This window comes from Phytoactinopolyspora halophila (assembly GCF_003287285.1).
Classification (GTDB): Bacteria; Actinomycetota; Actinomycetes; order Jiangellales; family Jiangellaceae; genus Phytoactinopolyspora_A; species Phytoactinopolyspora_A halophila.
The window spans coordinates 23,148-40,944 of sequence record NZ_QMIG01000010.1; the positions used below are offsets into that span (position 1 = coordinate 23,148).

Below are 17,797 nucleotides of genomic sequence, written 5' to 3' on the forward strand. Positions count from 1 at the left end.
CCTAATGAAGCTGAGGCTAGCCTTACTCACTGAGGGGTGCCGCCGCAAGTGATTCGGCGCGATCCATGAGGTTTGACACGCTCATCGGGCGAACGGTACGTTCGAATAAAGAACAGAAGTGCGTAATGCGAACAACGTGGCGGGAGTTTCGGTGGCAGAGCTGGTTTCGTTGGGTGAGGCCGTCCAGGAGGCGGTCCACGACGGCGATACCGTGGCGCTGGAGGGGTTTACGCACCTGATTCCGGTCGCGGCGGGACGCGAGATCATCCGTCGAGGGCTGCGCGACCTCACGCTCGTGCGGATGACACCGGACATCGTGTACGACCAGCTGATCGGCGCCGGATGCGCGCGCAAGTTGGTCTTTTCCTGGGGAGGCAATCCCGGCGTCGGGTCGCTGCACCGGTTCCGCGATGCGGTGGAAAACGGCTGGCCGGTACCGCTCGAGCTGGAGGAGCACAGCCATGCCGGCATGGCCAACCGCTACGTGGCGGGTGCCTCGGGCCTGCCGTTCGCGGTCCTGCGTGGCTATGCCGGAACCGATCTGCCCAGCGTGACGTCAACCATCAAACAGGTCACCTGCCCGTTCACGGGCGAGCAGCTCGCGGCGGTCCCGGCTTTGAATCCCGATGTCGCGATCGTCCATGCGCAGCGGGCCGACCGGTCCGGGAACGTCCAGCTCTGGGGCCTGATCGGCGTGCAAAAGGAAGCGGTCCTGGCGGCATCGCGCAGCATCGTGACGGTCGAGGAGGTCGTCGACGAGCTGACGCCGATGCCAGGCGCCGTGGTCTTGCCGGGGTGGGCGCTCGGGTACGTCGCGGAGGTTCCTGGCGGCGCGCACCCGTCGTATGCGCAGGGCTATTCGGAGCGGGACAATGCCCACTACCAGAGCTGGGATGCCATCAGCCGGGATCGTGAGAGTTTTGACGCCTGGCTGAGGCAAAAGGTGTTCGCATGACGTGCGACGGTCTCTCATACAGCACGCAGGAGATGATGGCGGTCGCGGCGGCACGTGTCCTGCGTGACGGCACGTCCTGTTTCGTGGGCATCGGACTTCCCTCCACGGCGGCGAACCTCGCTCGCCGGATCCACGCGCCACACCTCGCATTGATCTACGAATCCGGGGCGGTGGGGGCGAGACCGGAGCATCTGCCCCTCTCGATCGGTGACGGTGTCCTGGCGGAAACCGCCGAGGCGGTCATCAGCGTCCCGGAGGTGTTCAACTATTGGCTGCAACCCGGCAGGATCGACATCGGCTTCCTGGGAGCGGCTCAGATCGACCGGTTCGCCAATATCAACACCACGGTGATTGGCGATTACGCGGAGCCCAAGGTCCGGCTTCCGGGCGCCGGTGGTGCGCCGGAAATCGCGGCGTCCTGCCGCGAGGTGTTCGTGGTGGTGTCACAGAACACGCGCACGTTCGTGGAGCAGCTGGATTTCGTCACGTCGGTCGGACATGGCACCGGCCCAGGTGCGCGCGCGACTCTGGGCCTGAGGGGAGCCGGCCCGACCAAGGTCATCACTGACCTCGGGGTGCTGTGTCCCGATCCCGACACGGGCGAGCTGGTCCTCACCGAGGTGCATCCGGGCGTCGACATCGACGACGTTCGCGCCGCCACCGGCTGGGAGGTAGCCGTCGCCGCCGATCTTCGTACCACCCCGGCGCCCAGCGACGTCGAGCTGGGCATGCTGCGCCAGCTCGAGAACGCGACAGGGAAGCCGAGCGATGCCTGATGTGTCGATCGGGGGATTGGCCGTGGTCTTGGAAGGAGTGTCATGACGCGAACGTGGAGCGGCGCCACCGTGCCGTGGTATCCGCCGCCGGAAGGTGTCCATCCGCCACTCGACAGTCCGGAGTACCGCTCCACGGCGCGGCGGCATCCGCACGAGCCCCTGGTGCTGCTGCCCCAGCGGTTGACCGAGATCACCGGTCCGGTGCTGGGCGACGGCCGGGTCGGACCGCTCGACCACGACCTGACCCGCCAGCATGCCGCGGAACCACTAGGTCAGCGAATCATCGTGCATGGCCAGGTCCTCGAAGAGGACGGTCGCGCGGTGCCGCAGACGCTCGTCGAAATATGGCAGGCCAACGCGAGCGGGCGATACCGGCATGCGCGGGACAACTGGCCCGCTCCGCTGGACCCGAACTTCACGGGCGTCGGCCGCTGCCTCACCGACGCCGACGGGTACTACCGGTTCGTCACCATCAAGCCGGGCGCGTACCCGTGGCGTAATCACGACAATGCCTGGCGCCCGGCGCACATCCACTTCTCGCTGTTCGGGCGGGCATTCACCCAGCGGCTGGTCACCCAGATGTACTTTCCCGACGACCCGCTGTTCTCCCGGGACCCGATCTTCAACTCGGTGCGTGACGAGAAGGCGCGCGAGCGGATGATAGCTGGCTACGATCATGACGCGACGCAGTCGCAATGGGCCCTGGGCTTCCGGTTCGACATTATCCTGCGTGGGCAGCATGCCAGCGTCTTCGAGGAGGACGACGATGACTGAACCACGCGCCATGGTGCCGGAACGCCGGGGCCTGACGCCCTCCCAGACGGTCGGCCCGTTCCTGCACGTTGGCCTGCCGTGGCCGGACGGTCCGCACGTCGTTCCCGAAGGCACGCCAGGAGCCGTGTGGATCACCGGGACCGTGTACGACGGTGACGGAGTGCCGATCCCGGACGCCGTGGTGGAAACCTGGCAAGCCGACCCGGAGGGACGGTTCGACCACCCGGACGATCCGCGCGGTTCGGCTCGTAGCCAGGTGGAAGGCTTCCGGGGATTCGGGCGATGCCCGACGGATGAGGACGGCCGCTACGCCGTGCACACCGTCCGGCCGGGCTCGCTACCCTGCCCGGACGGCAGCACCGAGGCGCCACACGTGAACGTGTCCGTGCTCGGACGTGGCTTGCTGGATCGCGTCGTCACCCGGATCTACTTTCCCGGTGATGATGCCAACCACACCGATCCGGTGCTGTGCGCCGTGCCGGAGGAGCGCCGGCACACCTTGATCGCGGCGCCGGACGGTGACGGCTTCCGGTTCGACATCTGGCTGCAAGGTGATCGTGAAACGGTGTTCTTCGCGCTATGACCGGCAACGGGATGCTCGAATGGCTCGACGGCGCGCCGTCGGTCGACACCGAGCTCGGGGATGCCGCACTCGTCCGGGCGATGCTCGACGTCGAGGTCGCACTTGCCCGGGCCGCCTCGGGGGCGGGCCTCGTGTCCCCGGAGGCCGCCGAGGCGGTGGCACGCGCGGCTGCCGAACTCGACATCGACGCCGGTGATCTGGGCCGCGAGTCCGTGCAGGCCGGTAATCCGGTCGTTCCGCTGGTCCGCGAGCTGGCCGCATCCGTGCCGCTCGCGGCGCAGCCCGCCGTGCACCCGGGGGCGACGAGCCAGGATGTCCTGGACACCGCGTTGATGCTGCTGGTGCGTCGCGCCCTGATACCGCTGCGCGCACACCTGGCACGCGCGGGAGATGCGGCCGCCGCGTGGGCGGAGTCTCACCGGGACACTCTCATGCTCGCCCGCACTCTGGGCCAGCCCGCACAACCGACGACGTTCGGCCTGCGTGCAGCATGTTGGCTAGCCGGAATCGACGCGGCGTATGCTGGCCTGGAGCGGTTGCACGACGACGTGCTGGCGGTCCAGCTCGGCGGGGCAGCCGGAACGCTTGCGGGCCAGGCCGGCCGGGGGCTCGACATGATGGATCATGTTGCCAGCGAACTGGGTCTGGCCGCGCCGGCGACGCCCTGGCATACCGAGCGGTCCCGCATACACGCGCTGGGGACGGCGCTCGCCACGACAGTGACCGCCTGCGGGAAGGTGGCCGCCGACGTCGTCGGGCAGTCATCGGGCCCGGGTGCCGAGCTCGCCGAGGGTGGCCGTGGCGGTTCGTCGGCCATGCCGCACAAGCAGAACCCGGTCACGTCGGTGCTCGTGCTGGCGGCCGCGCGCCGAGCTCCCGGCCTCGTGGCGACGCTTCTCGGCAGCGGGGTCCACGAGCAGGAGCGGGCTACGGGCTCGTGGCATGCGGAATGGCCGGCGTTGCGGGAGCTGGTCCGGCTCGCTGGGGGAGCGGCCGCCGGTGTCGCGTCGATCCTGGCGGAGTTGTCGGTCGATACGGCTGCCATGCGGCAGCACGTGCGGGCGGCCGGGCCGGGGGTGATGTCCGAGGCGCTGGCCTCCGTGCTCGTCCCAGTGCTGGGACGCGCGGGTGCGCACGAGGCGGTGCGGGAGGCTCTGGCCGAGGCGCCGGCGGGTGGCCGGGATCTCGTCGTGGCGCTGCGGCGGGATCCGGCCATAGCGGACGCGCTGAGCGAGGAGGAGCTGGTCGCTCGCCTGGACCCGGCGAGCTGGCTCGGCTCCGCTGGAGCTCTCGTCGACCGCCATCTCCATCGCCACGCCTCCCATGCCGCTGGCCCCTCCCGCCGCTCCGACCCCTCCGATGATCATGAACACTAATCGACCTATGAGGACGAGTAGTGTTCATGATCATCGGAGGGGTCGGAGGGGCGGGCTCGCCTACGACGTGCACGGGCCCGACGATGCGCCGGTGCTGGTCCTGGGCAGTTCCCTCGGAACGACCCGGCACATGTGGGAGCCCCAGCTGCGCACGTTCTGCGAGTCGTTTCGGGTTGTGCGTTACGACCACCTCGGTCACGGTTCGTCGGCCGTTCCGCCCGGGCCGTACACGCTCGACCAGCTCACTGCCGAGCTCGTTGCGCTGCTTGACGAGCTGCAGGTGGACCGGGCCCACCTCGCGGGCCTGTCACTGGGTGGCATGCTCGCCTTGCACTGCGCCGCCACGCTGCCCGAACGGGTCGAGCGCCTGGCCGTGGTCTGTTCCTCGGCACACATGCCACCTGCCGACGCGTGGTACGAACGCGCGTCGATGGTCCGTGCCCGTGGAACGGACGCGGCCTTGCCAGCTGCCCGGTCGCGTTGGTTCACGCCTGCCTTTTCGTCGACGTCGCAGGCGAACACCCTGTACACGCAGCTGCTGGAGACCCCCGCCGAGGGGTATGCCGGGTGTTGCGCGGCGATAGCGACGATGGATCTGCGGCCACTCCTGCCGCGGATCGCGGCACCGACTCTGGTGATCGCGGGAGCCGAGGATCCGGCGACACCGGTCGATCATGCACGCACGATCAGCGAGGGCATCGCGAACGCGGGCACGCCCGCCCGCCTGGAGGTCGTCGAGGGCGCGGCTCACCTGGCAAGCGTGGAACGTCCCGACCGGGTGGGGCAGCTGATACTCGATCACCTTCGATCCGAGCCGAACTGAGGAGCGATGGACGAGCAGAACAGATACGACTCCGGGATGCAGGTGCGCCGTGCCGTCCTGGGTGATGCGCACGTCGACCGGGCGACCCGGCAGGCGAGCGAGTTCACGGCCGACTTCCAGGATCTGATCACCCGCTACGCCTGGGGCGAGATCTGGGCACGTCCCGGGCTCGATCGGCGGGCACGTAGCTGCATCACGGTGGCGATGTTGGCTACCTTGCACCATGACGCCGAGCTGGCCATGCACGTCCGGGCCGCACTTCGGAATGGCCTGACGGTGGACGAGATTCGCGAGGTGCTGCTCCAGGTGGCCATCTACGCGGGCGTGCCGGCGGCCAATCGGGCGTTCGCGGTCGCCCGGGACGTTCTGGTGGACGAGGGCCGCATCGACGCGTAACGGCCGCAACACTTCGGCAGAATGCCACACGGGATCGATCGCGGCGTGGCATGATGGCGCCTGATGAACATGAATCTCATAATCGAAATTGCGTGGTTTGCCCGGATTGGTGTGGCTGCGGGGCCACGACGTGATCGCTCCGGTGCTGCCCTGTCGCAATGGCGCCTTGGATACGCGGGCCGGGTGGTCGTGTGACGCTCCTGGAAACCGCCGAATCCGCGTCCATCGCCGCGCCCCGGGACGTGTCCCTGGCGGCTCCCGCCGTCGACGACGTCGCCAGGCGCCTGAGCGCCATCTACCACGGTCTTGAGGCGCGCGCTGATCTGCGTCCGGGCGCGCATGTCGATGCCCTGTTCCATCAGCTTGTCCATCTCGTACTGAGTACGCCCGACGAGCTGGCCGTTCGGGCGTTCGACGACGTCCGGGTGAGTTCCCTGGCGCCCCGGTTGCGCGAGCTGTGTGCCACCGGCGAGACCGAGCTCGAGCTGGCCTGGGCGCGCCGCATCGGCGGCAGCGACGATCCGAGCCTGACGTTGTCCCAGTTCCCGTACCTGAGCAACTATCGGCTACTCGCCCGGATGGAAGCCGGCGCCGTGGCGCGGGCCGTCGACCACCCCGTGCGTTCTCTGGCCTTCGTCGGATCCGGGCCGCTGCCGATGAGTGCGTTCCTGCTGGCCCGCGAGCTCGGTGCGGCCGTCGACGGCATCGATCGAGATCCGGTCGCGGTCACGACAGCACGTCGGCTGGCGCGCGCGTTGGGCCTGTCCCACCTGCGCATCGTGCATGAGGGCGCCGGCCGGGTGGACCTGTCGGGCTACGACGTCGTCGTCCTCGCTGCGCTGGTCGGCGCGACGGGGGAGGAGAAGGCCGGTGTCCTCGCGCATCTCGCGCGTTCGATGGCTCCCGGCGCGACGCTGTTGATCCGCAGCGCCCGCGGGATGCGAATGCTGCTCTACCCGGAGGTCGAACGCACGCTGCTCGACGAGTTCGACGTGCGGACCGTCATCCATCCCGACGGCGAGGTGATCAACTCCGTGATCGTGGCGCAGATTCCCCGTCGTGGTGCCGTTCCCGTACCTCGCCCCGGATCGGAGGCGTGAGGGTGGCGACGCTGCTTATGATCGAAAGCTGGCTGCGCTCGACCGGGATATGCTTGCCGCCGATCATTCGAGACATGGGGCACGAGTACGTGCTGCTCACCAGGGATCCGTCGATCTACGCCCCGCTCGACGGCGATCGGCCGCATCCGGTCGTCGAGAACGCGGCCGAGATCGTCGTGGCGGACACCAACGATCTTGATGCCGTCAGGCATGCGGCACGCACCGTCGACCAGCGTCTGCGCGTGGACGGCGCCCTCACGACCTGCGACTACTATCTGGAGGCAGCCGCCGCGGCCGCGAACGATCTGGGGCTTCCCGGTGCCCCTGCCGAGGTGATGCGCACGGCCACGCAGAAGCATCGTGTTCGGGCGGCGCTCGCGGCTGCCGGCCTGCCGAACCCGGCGTTCGCGGCCGTCGACAGCTGGCAGGATGCTCGCGGCGCGGCGGCCCGTCTCGGACTACCGCTGATCGGCAAGCCGGTTGATCTGAACGCCGGAACGGCCGTCGAGCTGATCGAGAGCGAGGGTGCGCTGAAAGATGCGTTCTGGCATGTCGCTGGCATCGAACGCAACACGCGGGGTCAACCACTGCAGCGCCTTCTGCTGCTCGAAGAACCGCTGAAGGGGCAAGAGGTCAGTGTCGAGGCCGTCACGTACGAGGGCACGACGTCCGTCATCGGCATCACGGACAAGAGCGTCACGGCGGCCCCGGCGCGAGTGGAGTCGGGACACATGTTTCCCGCGCGGCTCGATCCGAGCCGCGCACGCGAGATCGAGGCGCTGGTTGCCGACGCGCTCGCGGCCATCGGCTACACGTACGGACTCAGCCACACCGAGGTGGCACTTACCGCCGACGGCCCCCGGATCATAGAGATCAACCCGCGCCAGGGTGGCGGTTATATCTTCGATCTCGTTCACCTGGTGGCCGGCGTGCATCCCCTTGACATGCTCGTTGACCTGGCACTCGGCCGCATGCCCGATCTCGCGGCGGCTGCATCCGCGGCCGACGGTACGGCGGGCAGCGCCGCGGTGTTCTTCGTGATGTCACCGCGCGACGGGGTAGTCGAGTACGTTGCGGGTTCGGACCGGCTGCAGACGGACCCGCGGGTGTGGCGGTGGTCCATGCTTCGCTCCGGGCCGGTGCGCAGGCCCCAGGACAATGACGCCTACCTCGGCCACGTCCTCACCGTCGACCCGGACGGGCGGCGAGCGCGGGCCTATGCCGAGCAGGCGGTGCGCGGGCTGGAATTGCACTTCGACGACGGGGCGACGGCCTCGCCCCTCGGCATCCCGAGCGGTCTGGCCTAGGGCACGTACTGTGATCCCCCATCACGTCACGCAGAACTCGTTGCCTTCGACGTCGCGCAGGACGAGATGTGACGTGCCGTCGGGGGTGTCCACCCGGCCGATCAGCGTCGCACCGGCAGCGACGAGTCGCCGTGCCTCGGCGTCCTGACGGGCGTGCCGTTCCTCGCGTGGAAAGGCACGCCCGACCCGGACGTCCAGATGTACCCGGTTCTTCACTGTCTTCGTCTCGGGCACGGCCAGGAAGGAGATGTCGGGACGGCTGCCCTTGGTGTCGATGATGGTGCGTGCCTGATACCGCAGCTCTGCGGGGATGTCGTGGGCATCCGTGCTCGGTGACACCGTTCTGTCACTGTTTCGGCACTCGCCGCGCGCCGGAGGTGAACCGGGCGATGAATCGCACCGACCGCCGGTATGCGCTAACCGAGGACCTGCGCCGAGCGGGGCCACGAGGCCGGACCGCGTCCGGTCAACTTCACCCCGTCGCTGGCGATCGCCGTCGCGGTGGCGCTCGGATCGATTCAGGACGTGCCGTTCGCGGCCGATGGAAGGGCAGCGCTGGCCAAGGTGTTCGACGGCTGATCGACAAGGGGCGGCGATCAGCGCGTCGCCCGGGTGAGATGCAAGACGATCCCGTAGCCCGCGAGGGCTGTCAACGTGTACGCGTCGATTGGCACGTGGTCGCGGTCGTGCGCGACTCGGTGATCCGGAGGGCAGGAGTGCCGGTCTCGACACTGTATGCCGGATCGTCGGAGTTCAGGGTGACCCGGAGGCCAAATCCGGGATCGACCATGCGCAAGTGGGACGCGTCGAGGCCTGTCGCGGGCGTAACGTGAGGCTCATGAGCACTTATGGATACGGACGCAGCGGTCGGAGCGGTCTGGCGCGGCCGCGAGAAGGACGGATCATCGCGGGTGTCTGCGCGGGGTTGGCCAGGCGTTTCGGCACGTCGGTGATGGCCTTCCGCCTCCTGTTTATCGTGCTGGCAATCTTGCCGCCATCCAGCCTCCTCGTGTACATCGTCTTGTGGGTCGTCATGCCAAACGAGAGCTGAGATGACTCGCGCGGTCCTTGTTACCGGCGCTGCTCATGGCATCGGGGCGGCCATCGCCACGACGTTCGCGGACGAGGGCGCGACCGTGTTCCTCGCCGATGTCGACGCAGACGGGGTCGAGAAGCACGCGGATGGGCTCCGGTCAGCGGGAGCATTGACGACCTCGCTGGTCGTCGACGTGGCAAGCCACTCGTCGGTGGCGGCGATGGCCGAGCAGATCCACAGCCGGACCGGGGCGCTGGACGTGGTCGTGAACAATGCGGGAATCGGGTATCCAGCGCCGTTCTTCGACATGGCCGAAGGCGAGTGGGAGCGCGTCGTCGACGTCGATCTCAAAGGCCCGTTTCTCGTCAGCCAGGTGTGCTGGCCGCTGCTGCACAAGCCGGGTGGCGCCATCGTCAACGTCACATCGATCCATGGCACGCGCCTGCTTCCGGGGCATGCCGCCTATGGCGCGGCCAAGGGCGGGTTGACCGCGATGACGAAAGCGATGGCGCTCGATGCCGCCGATCACGGTGTGCGGGTCAACGCGGTGGCGCCAGGGTTCATCCAGACGTCACCTGGGTGGCCAGCCGGAGCCGATGAGCAGGAGGCCATGCAGCGGGAAATCGCCGCACGAGTGCCGGCCAGCGGGTGCGGCGATCCCCACCACGTTGCCCGGGCCGTTCAATGGTTGTGCAGCGCCGACGCCGCGTACGTCACCGGAACGGTGCTCGAGGTCGACGGGGGATTGGCGGCGCAGGCGTATCCGCCGATCCGTCTGAGCCGGGAGAGTGAACAAGGCTAGGCCGAGCGCTCGGCCGAACCCAGCCGGGGAAATGGCCGCGTGGAGAAGACGACCTCGACCGGGACCTCGAAATACTCGGCGATTCGCAGCGCCAGGTACAGGCTGGGACTGTATTCGCCGCGTTCCAGGTAACCTACCGTCTGGTAGTGCACGCCCAGCGCGTCGGCGAGCTCTCGCCGGGAGATTCCCCGCTCGGCGCGCAACATCGTGATCCGGTTGTAGACGGTTTCGCTCAATGCTGTCCTCTCGTCAGCTGTATCGCTGCATGGCTGCATGGCGGCGCTCCTCGACCGCCGAACCGGACTCCCGACGCGCCATGCGGCGCAGGATGGGAGGCGCGAGGAGCAGCCCCACGATCGTCCAGGCGCCGAGGACGCCGAGCATCTCCACATACCTCCAGGATCCTCCGATCTCGGCCGCTTCGGCCTCTGGTACCAGCGCGGCCCGCATCCCGTGGCCGAGCCAATACACCGGGAAAGCCTGGGCGATCGCCTGAACCCAGCCGGCAAGGGCCGTGATCGGGTAGAAGATACCGGAAATCGCGGCGAGCCCGCCGACCGGCAGGGCACTGAGCCCGAAGGCCATCTGTGGACTCTTGACCAACGACCCGATGACCGCTCCCCAGGGCAGTGTCGCGAGCAAGCCGAGTATGAGAATTCCGGCCGCCATCAGCCAGCCGACCGTGCTGGTCGACAAGATCTCCGGTACCAAGATCAGGCCAGCCACTAAGACGACCGTGATGGTGACGACCATCAGGCCGGCGGAGTGCATGATCTTGGATATGAGGTAGCCGACCATGCCGTGGGGCACGGCTTTCGCGCGCAGCAAGGTGCCGTCCTCGCGTTCGAAGGCGAGTATGCTGGCGGTCCCGCTGACTCCGCCGAGGACCACCATCGTTCCGAGCATGCTGGGTAGCGCGACAGTGGCGAGGGCGACCGTGGCCTCGTCGAGGATGGTGTCTCGCTGGAAGTAGAGGACGACGGCGAACGCGAGCGCGACGAAGATGTTGTTGCCCCACTCGTCCCAGGTTCGCAGGGAGTTCCGGAGCTCGATCACGCCTCGTAGGAAGCCGAGCTGAATCCCGTGGACCGTAGCGTTCATCAGGCCGTCCTTTTGAAGGGGACCACGTCCCCGCCGCTCTGCCCCGTCTCGAGCCGATGCACCAGAGCCATGTACGTGTCTTCCAGGCTCGTGCGCCGCACCTCGAGATCGCCGATTTCGTCGCCGTGCTCGGCGAACAACTCCCGGACGAACGCGGTGGCGTCGTCGGTGGAGTGCACGAGGAACTCGCCGTCCTGACTCCAGCGCACTTCGGCCTGTCCGGATACGCGCCGGGCGAGCTGCTCGGCGCTGCCGTCGGCGACGATCCGGCCGTCGGCGAGGATCAGGATCCGATCCGCCATCTTCTCGGCCTCGTTGAGATCGTGCGTGGTGAACAGGATGGTCGTGTCGTCGAAGTCGGACAGCCGATGTAAGAGATCGTGGAAGTCGTGGCGGGCGTGCGGGTCGAGCCCTGCGGTCGGCTCGTCGAGGAATAGCACGTCGGGCCGGCCGACGATGCCGATCGCGACGTCGAGACGCCGGCGCTGCCCGCCCGAGAGCGTGGAGATCCGCCTGTTGGCGTGTTCCGTCAGGCCCACCATGGCGATCAGCTTGTCGGTCTCTATCGGACGTGGCCGGCCCGGCGTGGCGAACGGGGCATAGTACCGGCCCAGGTGATCAAGGAGATCACGCACGCGCCAGCGGGCGTGATCACGCCAGGATTGGAGCACGATGCCGAGCCGGGCGCGCCATCGTTCATCTCCCGTGGCGGGTTCGGTGCCGAGGACGCGGACGTCGCCGGCCGACCGGATCCGGAAGCCTTCCAGGATCTCGATGGTGGTGGTCTTGCCAGCGCCGTTCGGGCCGAGGAGGGCGATGACCTCGCCGCGATGGACCGAGAAGTTCACTCCCGTGATCACATCCATGGTGCCGTACCGCATCCGGAGCCCGCGAACGTCGATGACGGCCCCGCCGTCGGGGGTCTCTGCCGCCGGAGCGGGGGCTGTCGCCGCAGTCATCTGAACAAAGCTCCTTGTATTGAAGAAATATCGTTGACTACGAAAAATAGCACAAGTACTACATCTACGCGAGAGCGGCTTCGCTCGCCTGGGCATATGGCACAGATCTGCACGTGAGTAGGATGTCGTCACGTGGCCGCACGGTAGAGGTGGGCCATCAGCCCGGCCCGGTCATGGCTGGGCCGTGCCCTATTGCTCGGGCTAGCCTCAGGTAGCCTGTTTTCAGGGCCTCTAGCTCAATGGCAGAGCTGCGGACTTTTAATCCGTAGGTTCAGGGTTCGAGTCCCTGGGGGCCCACCGCTCTGAACTGCATGTTCAGCCCCGTAAGTCCAGCGTTCGCATACCGGCAGGGCGGAAGACCCACCGAGGCCCAGATCTCACGTCGGAGGATGCTCGATTTATCTTTCCAGTATGGCGTTGAGTCGCAAGCAGGGTTACTGCGCAGCCGCTGGCCTCTTCGCAGCAATCGTGTTGGGATCCCTAGCTGTCATGACCCTGACGGCGAACACGGGCGACACGCGGGCGGATGCCAAGGCAGCGGGCGACGTGCAGGCGGCTGCCAAGGTAGCGGCTGAGCAAGGCGTTCATGGCCCGGCGCAGTGGTCGCTTGAAGAGTTTCCGATCTCCGCCTTGTTGTCAGCGCAGAAATCCCAGGACGAGTTGCCAGGGTCACATGCCGAAGGCATCGAGACCAGCACGTCACGCCTGGTGGGACGAACTGAAGATGCCACGCACTGGGTCACGATCGACAAAGAGGGAAGCATCTGCCTGATTACGGCGCTGGACACCGCCACGCCCAAAGGCGGGCAAACGTGCACGACGAGCGAGCGGTTCGAACGCCGCGGGTTGACTCTATGGACCGCGGGTCGCGCGGATGAGCCGAGCAGCGAAGCTCACCTCGTTCCCGACGGGTTCGCCGACGCTGTCGCCGAGAGCACAGGCTGGCAACGCAAATCGCAGAATCTCGTGGTCAGTGATCCGAACGCGCCGCCGATACCTCGATCCGCGGCAACCGTCGAAACTCGCGCCGGGAAGCTGACTGTTGACGATTTTCCACCCCGATAGCAATGACGACGAACCCACCCGGCCTTCAAAGCGGACGGCAGGCAAGAATGCTGGTGGAGGACCGATGCCGGCGGCGATGATTCGTCACCAGGCAGATGTGGTTTGGGAGCGCGGCTACGCCGTCGCCACGGGTAGCTCGGCCAGGCGCCATTCGAGCATCCCGTCGGCCAGGCGGCGAGCGTCGCGCCCGTGCGCGGTCAGCAGGCGAACCGCCTCGTGTGCCATGACGCAGTAGGCGCCGCGGCAGTACGCGACGATCTCTTGATCGACGGGCAGCTCGGCGAGCTTGTCGGCCAGTTGGTCCACCGGTACGGAGATCGCGCCGGGGATGTGGCCCGCCACATACTCTTCGTGTGGGCGCACATCGAGCACCATGACGTCCCCGTCGCGGGCGCGGCGCAGCAGGTCCTCGCGGCTGACCTGCTCGGTGTCCGGGCCGAGATAGGCGGCCCGGGCATTTTCGACGTCGGAGAGATGCGCGTTGGCCACCTGGCGCAGCAGCGTGTAGAGCGCCGCGACGTCGGTGCCCGCCAGGCGGTAGTACACCTTGGTGCCCTCCTTGCGGGTGGCCACCAGATTGGCTTGTTTGAGGGTTTGCAGGTGCGCTGACGCCGTGGTCAGCCCGAGCTCCGCGGCGCGCGCCAGCGACTCGACGGTCCGCTCGCCCTGCGCCAGGAGGTCCAGCAGCTCCAGGCGTTTCCCGCTACCCAGTGCCTTGCCCACGCGGGCGAACTGGTCGAACAACGCTGCCTTGGCATCTCGGTCACCCATCGATTTCTCCAATCTTCTATGGAATAGTGTATAGGAACTATGAAGAAGTCGTACCCGATCGACGCCAGGAAGGCGGAAACATGGCTGCGGTAGATGTCGTCCCGCTGGTCGACGAAGGACTCGGAAACTCCGCCTATCTCGTGGACCTCGGCGACGGGCGTGCACTCGTGGTGGACGTCAGCCTCGACCTGCGTGCTGCCTGGAACGCGGCGCAGCGGCGTGGACTTGCGCTGGGATTCGCGGCGGACACGCACCTGCATGCCGATTTCCTCTCCGGCGCCCGTCAGCTGGCCGCGACAGAGGGTACGCGGGTGCTGGCGGCAGCGGAGGGACACCGGGAGTTCGCGCACACCGGCCTGCGCGACGGCGACGACGTCGATCTCGGTGGGCTGCGGCTGCAAGCGCTGGCCACGCCGGGGCATACGCACGAGCACCTCTCGTTCCTGCTGCTCGATGACGACAAACCGATCGGGGTGTTCACGGGAGGCTCGCTGCTGGTGGGGGCCGCCGCACGCACCGACCTGGTTTCGCCGGAGCAGACCGAGGCGCTGGCACGTCAGCAGTATGCATCGTTGCAGCGCCTGGCGTCGCTCCCGGACGAGGTGCCGGTATGGCCGACGCACGGCGCCGGCTCGTTTTGCTCCGCGCCACCAGGTACGCAGCGCACCAGCACCATCGGGCAGGAGAAGGCCACGAACCCGTTGCTGCGTGCCAGCGATGAGGATTCTTTCGTCGCCACGTTGCTGGACTCGCTGGGCAGCTTCCCGCCGTACTTCTTGCGCCTGTCCGAGATCAACCGCCGGGGCCCGGCAGTATTCGACGCGGAGCCGGGCCTGCCGGCGCTGGACGTGGCGACGGTGCGCGCATTGCTGGACGACGGCGCCCAGATCATCGATACGCGCCCGGTGCCGGAGTTCGCCGCGGGTCACGTGCCGGGAGCGGTTTCGATCCCACTACGCCCGGCATTCGTCTCCTGGCTCGGATGGCTCGCTTCGCACGAGCGCCCGCTCGTCGTCGTGCGCGGGGCCGATCAAGATCCGGCCGAGATCGCGTGGCAAGCCGCCAAGATCGGTTACACCAACCTCGCGGGCGAGCTGGACGGTGCAGTCGGCGCCTGGACCGCCGCAGGATTATCCACGTCCAGTACTCGGGTGGTGTGGCCGGAGCACGTCGGCCAGGGCCAGGTGCTTGACGTTCGCCAGACATCCGAGTTCGCGGCCGGGCACCTGCCCGGTGCCCGGCACGTCGAACTCGGTTCGCTCGCCGACCGTGCCGGCGAGGTGCCGCGCGAGCCGACCGTGATCATGTGCGGGCACGGCGAGCGTGCCATGGGCGCGGCGAGCCTGCTCGAACGAGCCGGCCACCGCGACCTCGCCGTCATGGTCGGTGGTCCCGACGACTGGGCGCGCACCACCGGTCGGGGACTGGAAACGGGAACGTGACCGGGACGAAACGGCCGACGCGGCTGGGGCTGCGCGCCAACCTCGCCCAGTTCAGCCTTCTCGTGGCGGTCAATGCCCTGGTAGGAGGCATGGTGGGGCAGCAGCAAGGCGTCCTGCCGCTGCTGGCCGAGCGGGAGTTTCACCTCACCGGTTACACGTTCTTGCTGACCTACGTATTCGTCTTCGGGGTGACGAAAGCCGCCACCAACTACTTTGCCGGCACGTGGTCGGATCGATTCGGCCGCAAGCCCGTGCTGCTCGTCGGGTGGCTGATCGCGTTGCCGGTGCCGCTCATGCTGATTTGGGCGCCAAGCTGGGGCTGGGTCGTCGCGGCGAACCTGCTGCTCGGTATCAACCAGGGCCTGACCTGGTCCACCACGGTGATCATGAAGATCGATATCGTCGGGCCACGGAAGCGCGGCATGGCCATGGGATTCAACGAGGCCGCCGGGTACGGGGCGCTCGCCGTCACCGCCGTGCTCGCCGGTTACCTCGGCGCCCGCTACGGGCTACGCCCCGCACCATTCCTGCTCGGCTTGTCCTATGCCGCACTCGGACTCGGCCTGTCCACCTTCTTCGTGCGGGAAACCCGCGAGCATGCCCGCCTGGAGGCCGGCGAGGACGCCCGCGCCAGCGGCCACGCACGAGTGGAGTCCGACATCACGAACCGGCAGGTCTTCGGCCGCACGACGGTCGGCGAACCCGCGCTTTCCTCGGCCAGCCAAGCTGGCATGGTCAACAACCTCAACTTCGGGCTGTCCTGGGGATTGTTCCCGCTCCTGTTTGCCTCCGCTGGCGTATCCGCGGAACGAATCGGCGTCCTCATCGCCCTCTACCCGGCGGTTTGGGGCACCGGGCAACTCGTGACGGGGGCTCTCTCCGACCGGTGGGGCCGCAAGCACCTCATCACGTCCGGGATGCTGGCGCAGGCTGCCGGGCTTGCGGTGCTCGCCGCCGTGGACACGTTCTCGTGGTGGGTGGTCGCCGCCGTGCTGCTCGGAGCGGGCACTGCCATGGTCTACCCCACCTTGCTCGCCACCATCGGCGACGTCGCCCGGCCGAGCTGGCGGGGGCGCGCTGTGGGGGTATACCGGCTCTGGCGCGACAGCGGCTATGCGGCCGGCGCGCTCGTCGGCGGCGTGGTCGCCGACGTGTGGGGACTGCGCCCGGCCGTCTGGGCGGCGGCGGTCATCAGCGTCGTGTCCGGCATCGTCGTCGCCGTGCGCATGTACGAAACGCACCCTCGAGCCGGCAGCAACCTCATCGAGGACACACCATGACCGTCCCCACCACACTCCGTCGCGGACCCGTCTATATGGACTACAACGCCACCACACCGGTCGATCCGCGGGTGGTCGAGGCATGCTTGCCGTATCTGACCGACCACTTCGGCAACCCATCCAGCGGCCACGCCTATGGGAAGGCTGCACACGAGGCCGTGATCACAGCACGGGGATCGGTCGCCGGGCTCCTTGACTGCGCACCGGATGATGTCGTGTTCACCGGCGGTGGCTCCGAGTCGGACACCCTGGCCATCCGGGGCGCGGCGCTCGCTCACCGCGCTCGTGGCAGCCACATCATCACGCAAGCCACCGAACACCCCGCCGTCCTCGCCGCCTGCGACAGCCTCGCCCGGTTACACGGATTCCGGATCACCCGCCTGCCCGTGGATGACACCGGGAAGGTCGATCCCGCCGAGCTCGATGCCGCCATCACCCCGGACACCGTGCTGGTCTCGATCATGCACGCCAACAACGAAACCGGCACGGTGCAACCCATCGAAGACCTCGCCGATCGGGCCCATGCTCACGGTGTCGTGTTCCACACGGACGCCTCCCAAACCGCCGGAAAGGCAGGGATCTCGGTACGCCGACTCGGCGTCGATCTGATGACGGTCACCGGGCACAAGATGTATGCACCAAAAGGCATCGGCGTGCTCTACGTTCGACCAGGACTTCAGCTCGAACCAGCCATCTACGGTGGCGGGCAGGAGCGCGGCCTGCGCGCCGGCACCGAAAACGTCGCTCTCATCGTCGCCTTCGGCCATGCTGCTCGGCTTGCGCGGGACAACCACATCGCTGAAGGACGGCACTTTCGTCACCTGCGCGACACGCTCCACCAGCAACTCGACCAGCAACTACCCGGCCGCGTGCACCTCAACGGTCACCCCACCAGCCGCCTGCCCAACACCCTCAACATCAGCATCGACGGCGTCCCAGGAGCCCGGGCCCTCGACGCCACGCCAGACGTCGCCGCTTCCTCTGGTTCTGCCTGCCATGAAGGCGAAACGCAGCCCTCGATGGTGCTCACCGCCATGAGCCTCCCTGCCGAGCGCGCCCGGTGCGCACTTCGCCTCACACTTGGTCGATGGAGCACCCATGACGACATCAGCCGAGCTGCCACGTCGCTCAGCGAGACCGCGCACGCCATCGAGCGGGAGAGCCGTGCACGCTGAATCCACGTCGAAAAGCGCTTTCCGCGATCGATTGACGTGATCTCAGCGTGCACGGGGCGCCGCGCCCGATGTCCGG

20 protein-coding genes and 1 tRNA gene are annotated in these 17,797 nt (G+C 67.7%); 16 read left to right on the forward strand and 5 right to left on the reverse strand.

Annotation, left to right across the window (positions count from 1 at the left end):
• The first annotated feature begins 151 nt into the window (after positions 1-151).
• The 9 genes from DPM12_RS11345 (at position 152) to DPM12_RS11385 (ending at position 8,090) form a co-directional block, all read left to right on the forward strand.
• Positions 152-955, forward strand: a complete 804-nt coding sequence (locus DPM12_RS11345; RefSeq protein ID WP_112258440.1) for a CoA transferase subunit A — start codon at positions 152-154, stop codon at positions 953-955.
• Entirely contained in the window at positions 952-1,731 is a 780-nt protein-coding gene (locus tag DPM12_RS11350) for a CoA-transferase subunit beta (RefSeq protein ID WP_112258441.1), read from the forward strand. Before DPM12_RS11345 ends, DPM12_RS11350 begins: the two co-directional genes overlap by 4 nt.
• Before the next feature lie 42 nt (positions 1,732-1,773).
• Positions 1,774-2,505, forward strand: a complete 732-nt coding sequence (pcaH, locus tag DPM12_RS11355) for a protocatechuate 3,4-dioxygenase subunit beta (RefSeq protein ID WP_112258442.1) — start codon at positions 1,774-1,776, stop codon at positions 2,503-2,505.
• Positions 2,498-3,088: a protocatechuate 3,4-dioxygenase subunit alpha gene (pcaG, locus tag DPM12_RS11360; protein ID WP_211658830.1), complete on the forward strand. Its 591-nt coding sequence runs from the start codon at positions 2,498-2,500 to the stop codon at positions 3,086-3,088. The genes pcaH and pcaG overlap by 8 nt, the downstream gene beginning before the upstream one ends.
• Complete coding sequence (locus DPM12_RS11365) at positions 3,085-4,464, forward strand: lyase family protein (RefSeq protein WP_112258444.1); 1,380 nt, start codon at positions 3,085-3,087, stop codon at positions 4,462-4,464. Before pcaG ends, DPM12_RS11365 begins: the two co-directional genes overlap by 4 nt.
• A gap of 7 nt (positions 4,465-4,471) precedes the next feature.
• A complete protein-coding gene (gene pcaD / locus DPM12_RS11370; protein ID WP_112258445.1) occupies positions 4,472-5,287 on the forward strand; it encodes a 3-oxoadipate enol-lactonase in 816 nt (271 codons plus the stop codon).
• A 6-nt stretch (positions 5,288-5,293) separates the two neighbouring features.
• Entirely contained in the window at positions 5,294-5,683 is a 390-nt protein-coding gene (pcaC, locus tag DPM12_RS11375; protein WP_112258446.1) for a 4-carboxymuconolactone decarboxylase, read from the forward strand.
• Between the two features lie 191 nt (positions 5,684-5,874).
• Complete coding sequence (locus tag DPM12_RS11380; RefSeq protein WP_158542861.1) at positions 5,875-6,783, forward strand: nicotianamine synthase family protein; 909 nt, start codon at positions 5,875-5,877, stop codon at positions 6,781-6,783.
• A 2-nt stretch (positions 6,784-6,785) separates the two neighbouring features.
• Complete coding sequence (locus DPM12_RS11385; RefSeq protein WP_112258448.1) at positions 6,786-8,090, forward strand: ATP-grasp domain-containing protein; 1,305 nt, start codon at positions 6,786-6,788, stop codon at positions 8,088-8,090.
• Positions 8,091-8,111: 21 nt separating this feature from the next.
• Here the strand turns inward: DPM12_RS11385 and DPM12_RS11390 are convergent, their stop codons facing one another.
• Positions 8,112-8,429: a VOC family protein gene (locus tag DPM12_RS11390; protein ID WP_112258449.1), complete on the reverse strand. Its 318-nt coding sequence runs from the start codon at positions 8,427-8,429 to the stop codon at positions 8,112-8,114.
• Between the two features lie 499 nt (positions 8,430-8,928).
• Between DPM12_RS11390 and DPM12_RS11400 the strand changes: the two genes are divergently transcribed.
• Together DPM12_RS11400 and DPM12_RS11405 are read left to right on the forward strand one after the other, a co-directional pair.
• Positions 8,929-9,141: a PspC domain-containing protein gene (locus DPM12_RS11400; protein ID WP_112258548.1), complete on the forward strand. Its 213-nt coding sequence runs from the start codon at positions 8,929-8,931 to the stop codon at positions 9,139-9,141.
• Between the two features lies 1 nt (position 9,142).
• A complete protein-coding gene (locus DPM12_RS11405; protein ID WP_112258450.1) occupies positions 9,143-9,928 on the forward strand; it encodes an SDR family NAD(P)-dependent oxidoreductase in 786 nt (261 codons plus the stop codon).
• Here DPM12_RS11405 and DPM12_RS11410 read toward each other — a convergent pair.
• Genes DPM12_RS11410 through DPM12_RS11420 form a run of 3 tightly spaced genes read right to left on the reverse strand, consistent with a single transcriptional unit; the run spans position 9,925 to position 11,988 of the window.
• On the reverse strand, positions 9,925-10,164 hold the full coding sequence (locus DPM12_RS11410; RefSeq protein WP_112258451.1) for a helix-turn-helix transcriptional regulator: 240 nt from the start codon (positions 10,162-10,164) through the stop codon (positions 9,925-9,927). The two genes, DPM12_RS11405 and DPM12_RS11410, sit on opposite strands and share 4 nt — an antisense overlap.
• 13 nt (positions 10,165-10,177) lie before the next feature.
• Positions 10,178-11,029: an ABC transporter permease gene (locus DPM12_RS11415; RefSeq protein ID WP_112258452.1), complete on the reverse strand. Its 852-nt coding sequence runs from the start codon at positions 11,027-11,029 to the stop codon at positions 10,178-10,180.
• Entirely contained in the window at positions 11,029-11,988 is a 960-nt protein-coding gene (locus DPM12_RS11420; RefSeq protein WP_112258453.1) for an ABC transporter ATP-binding protein, read from the reverse strand. Before DPM12_RS11420 ends, DPM12_RS11415 begins: the two co-directional genes overlap by 1 nt.
• Positions 11,989-12,213: 225 nt before the next feature.
• On the opposite strand from DPM12_RS11420, the gene DPM12_RS11425 reads away from it, so the two are divergent.
• Positions 12,214-12,285 (forward strand) — tRNA-Lys (locus DPM12_RS11425).
• A gap of 114 nt (positions 12,286-12,399) precedes the next feature.
• Entirely contained in the window at positions 12,400-13,053 is a 654-nt protein-coding gene (locus DPM12_RS11430; RefSeq protein ID WP_123788579.1) for a hypothetical protein, read from the forward strand.
• Positions 13,054-13,167: 114 nt separating this feature from the next.
• Here the strand turns inward: DPM12_RS11430 and DPM12_RS11435 are convergent, their stop codons facing one another.
• Positions 13,168-13,824 carry an ArsR/SmtB family transcription factor gene (locus DPM12_RS11435; protein WP_112258455.1) on the reverse strand — a complete coding sequence of 219 codons (657 nt, stop codon included), beginning with the start codon at positions 13,822-13,824 and terminating at the stop codon, positions 13,168-13,170.
• Positions 13,825-13,904: 80 nt separating this feature from the next.
• On the opposite strand from DPM12_RS11435, the gene DPM12_RS11440 reads away from it, so the two are divergent.
• From DPM12_RS11440 to DPM12_RS11450, 3 genes are read left to right on the forward strand one after another with little or no spacing between them, the layout of a single operon-like run.
• Positions 13,905-15,266, forward strand: a complete 1,362-nt coding sequence (locus DPM12_RS11440) for an MBL fold metallo-hydrolase (RefSeq protein ID WP_112258456.1) — start codon at positions 13,905-13,907, stop codon at positions 15,264-15,266.
• Positions 15,263-16,546: an MFS transporter gene (locus tag DPM12_RS11445; RefSeq protein WP_112258457.1), complete on the forward strand. Its 1,284-nt coding sequence runs from the start codon at positions 15,263-15,265 to the stop codon at positions 16,544-16,546. Before DPM12_RS11440 ends, DPM12_RS11445 begins: the two co-directional genes overlap by 4 nt.
• A complete protein-coding gene (locus DPM12_RS11450) occupies positions 16,543-17,721 on the forward strand; it encodes a cysteine desulfurase family protein (RefSeq protein ID WP_112258458.1) in 1,179 nt (392 codons plus the stop codon). Before DPM12_RS11445 ends, DPM12_RS11450 begins: the two co-directional genes overlap by 4 nt.
• Positions 17,722-17,797 lie beyond the last annotated feature (76 nt).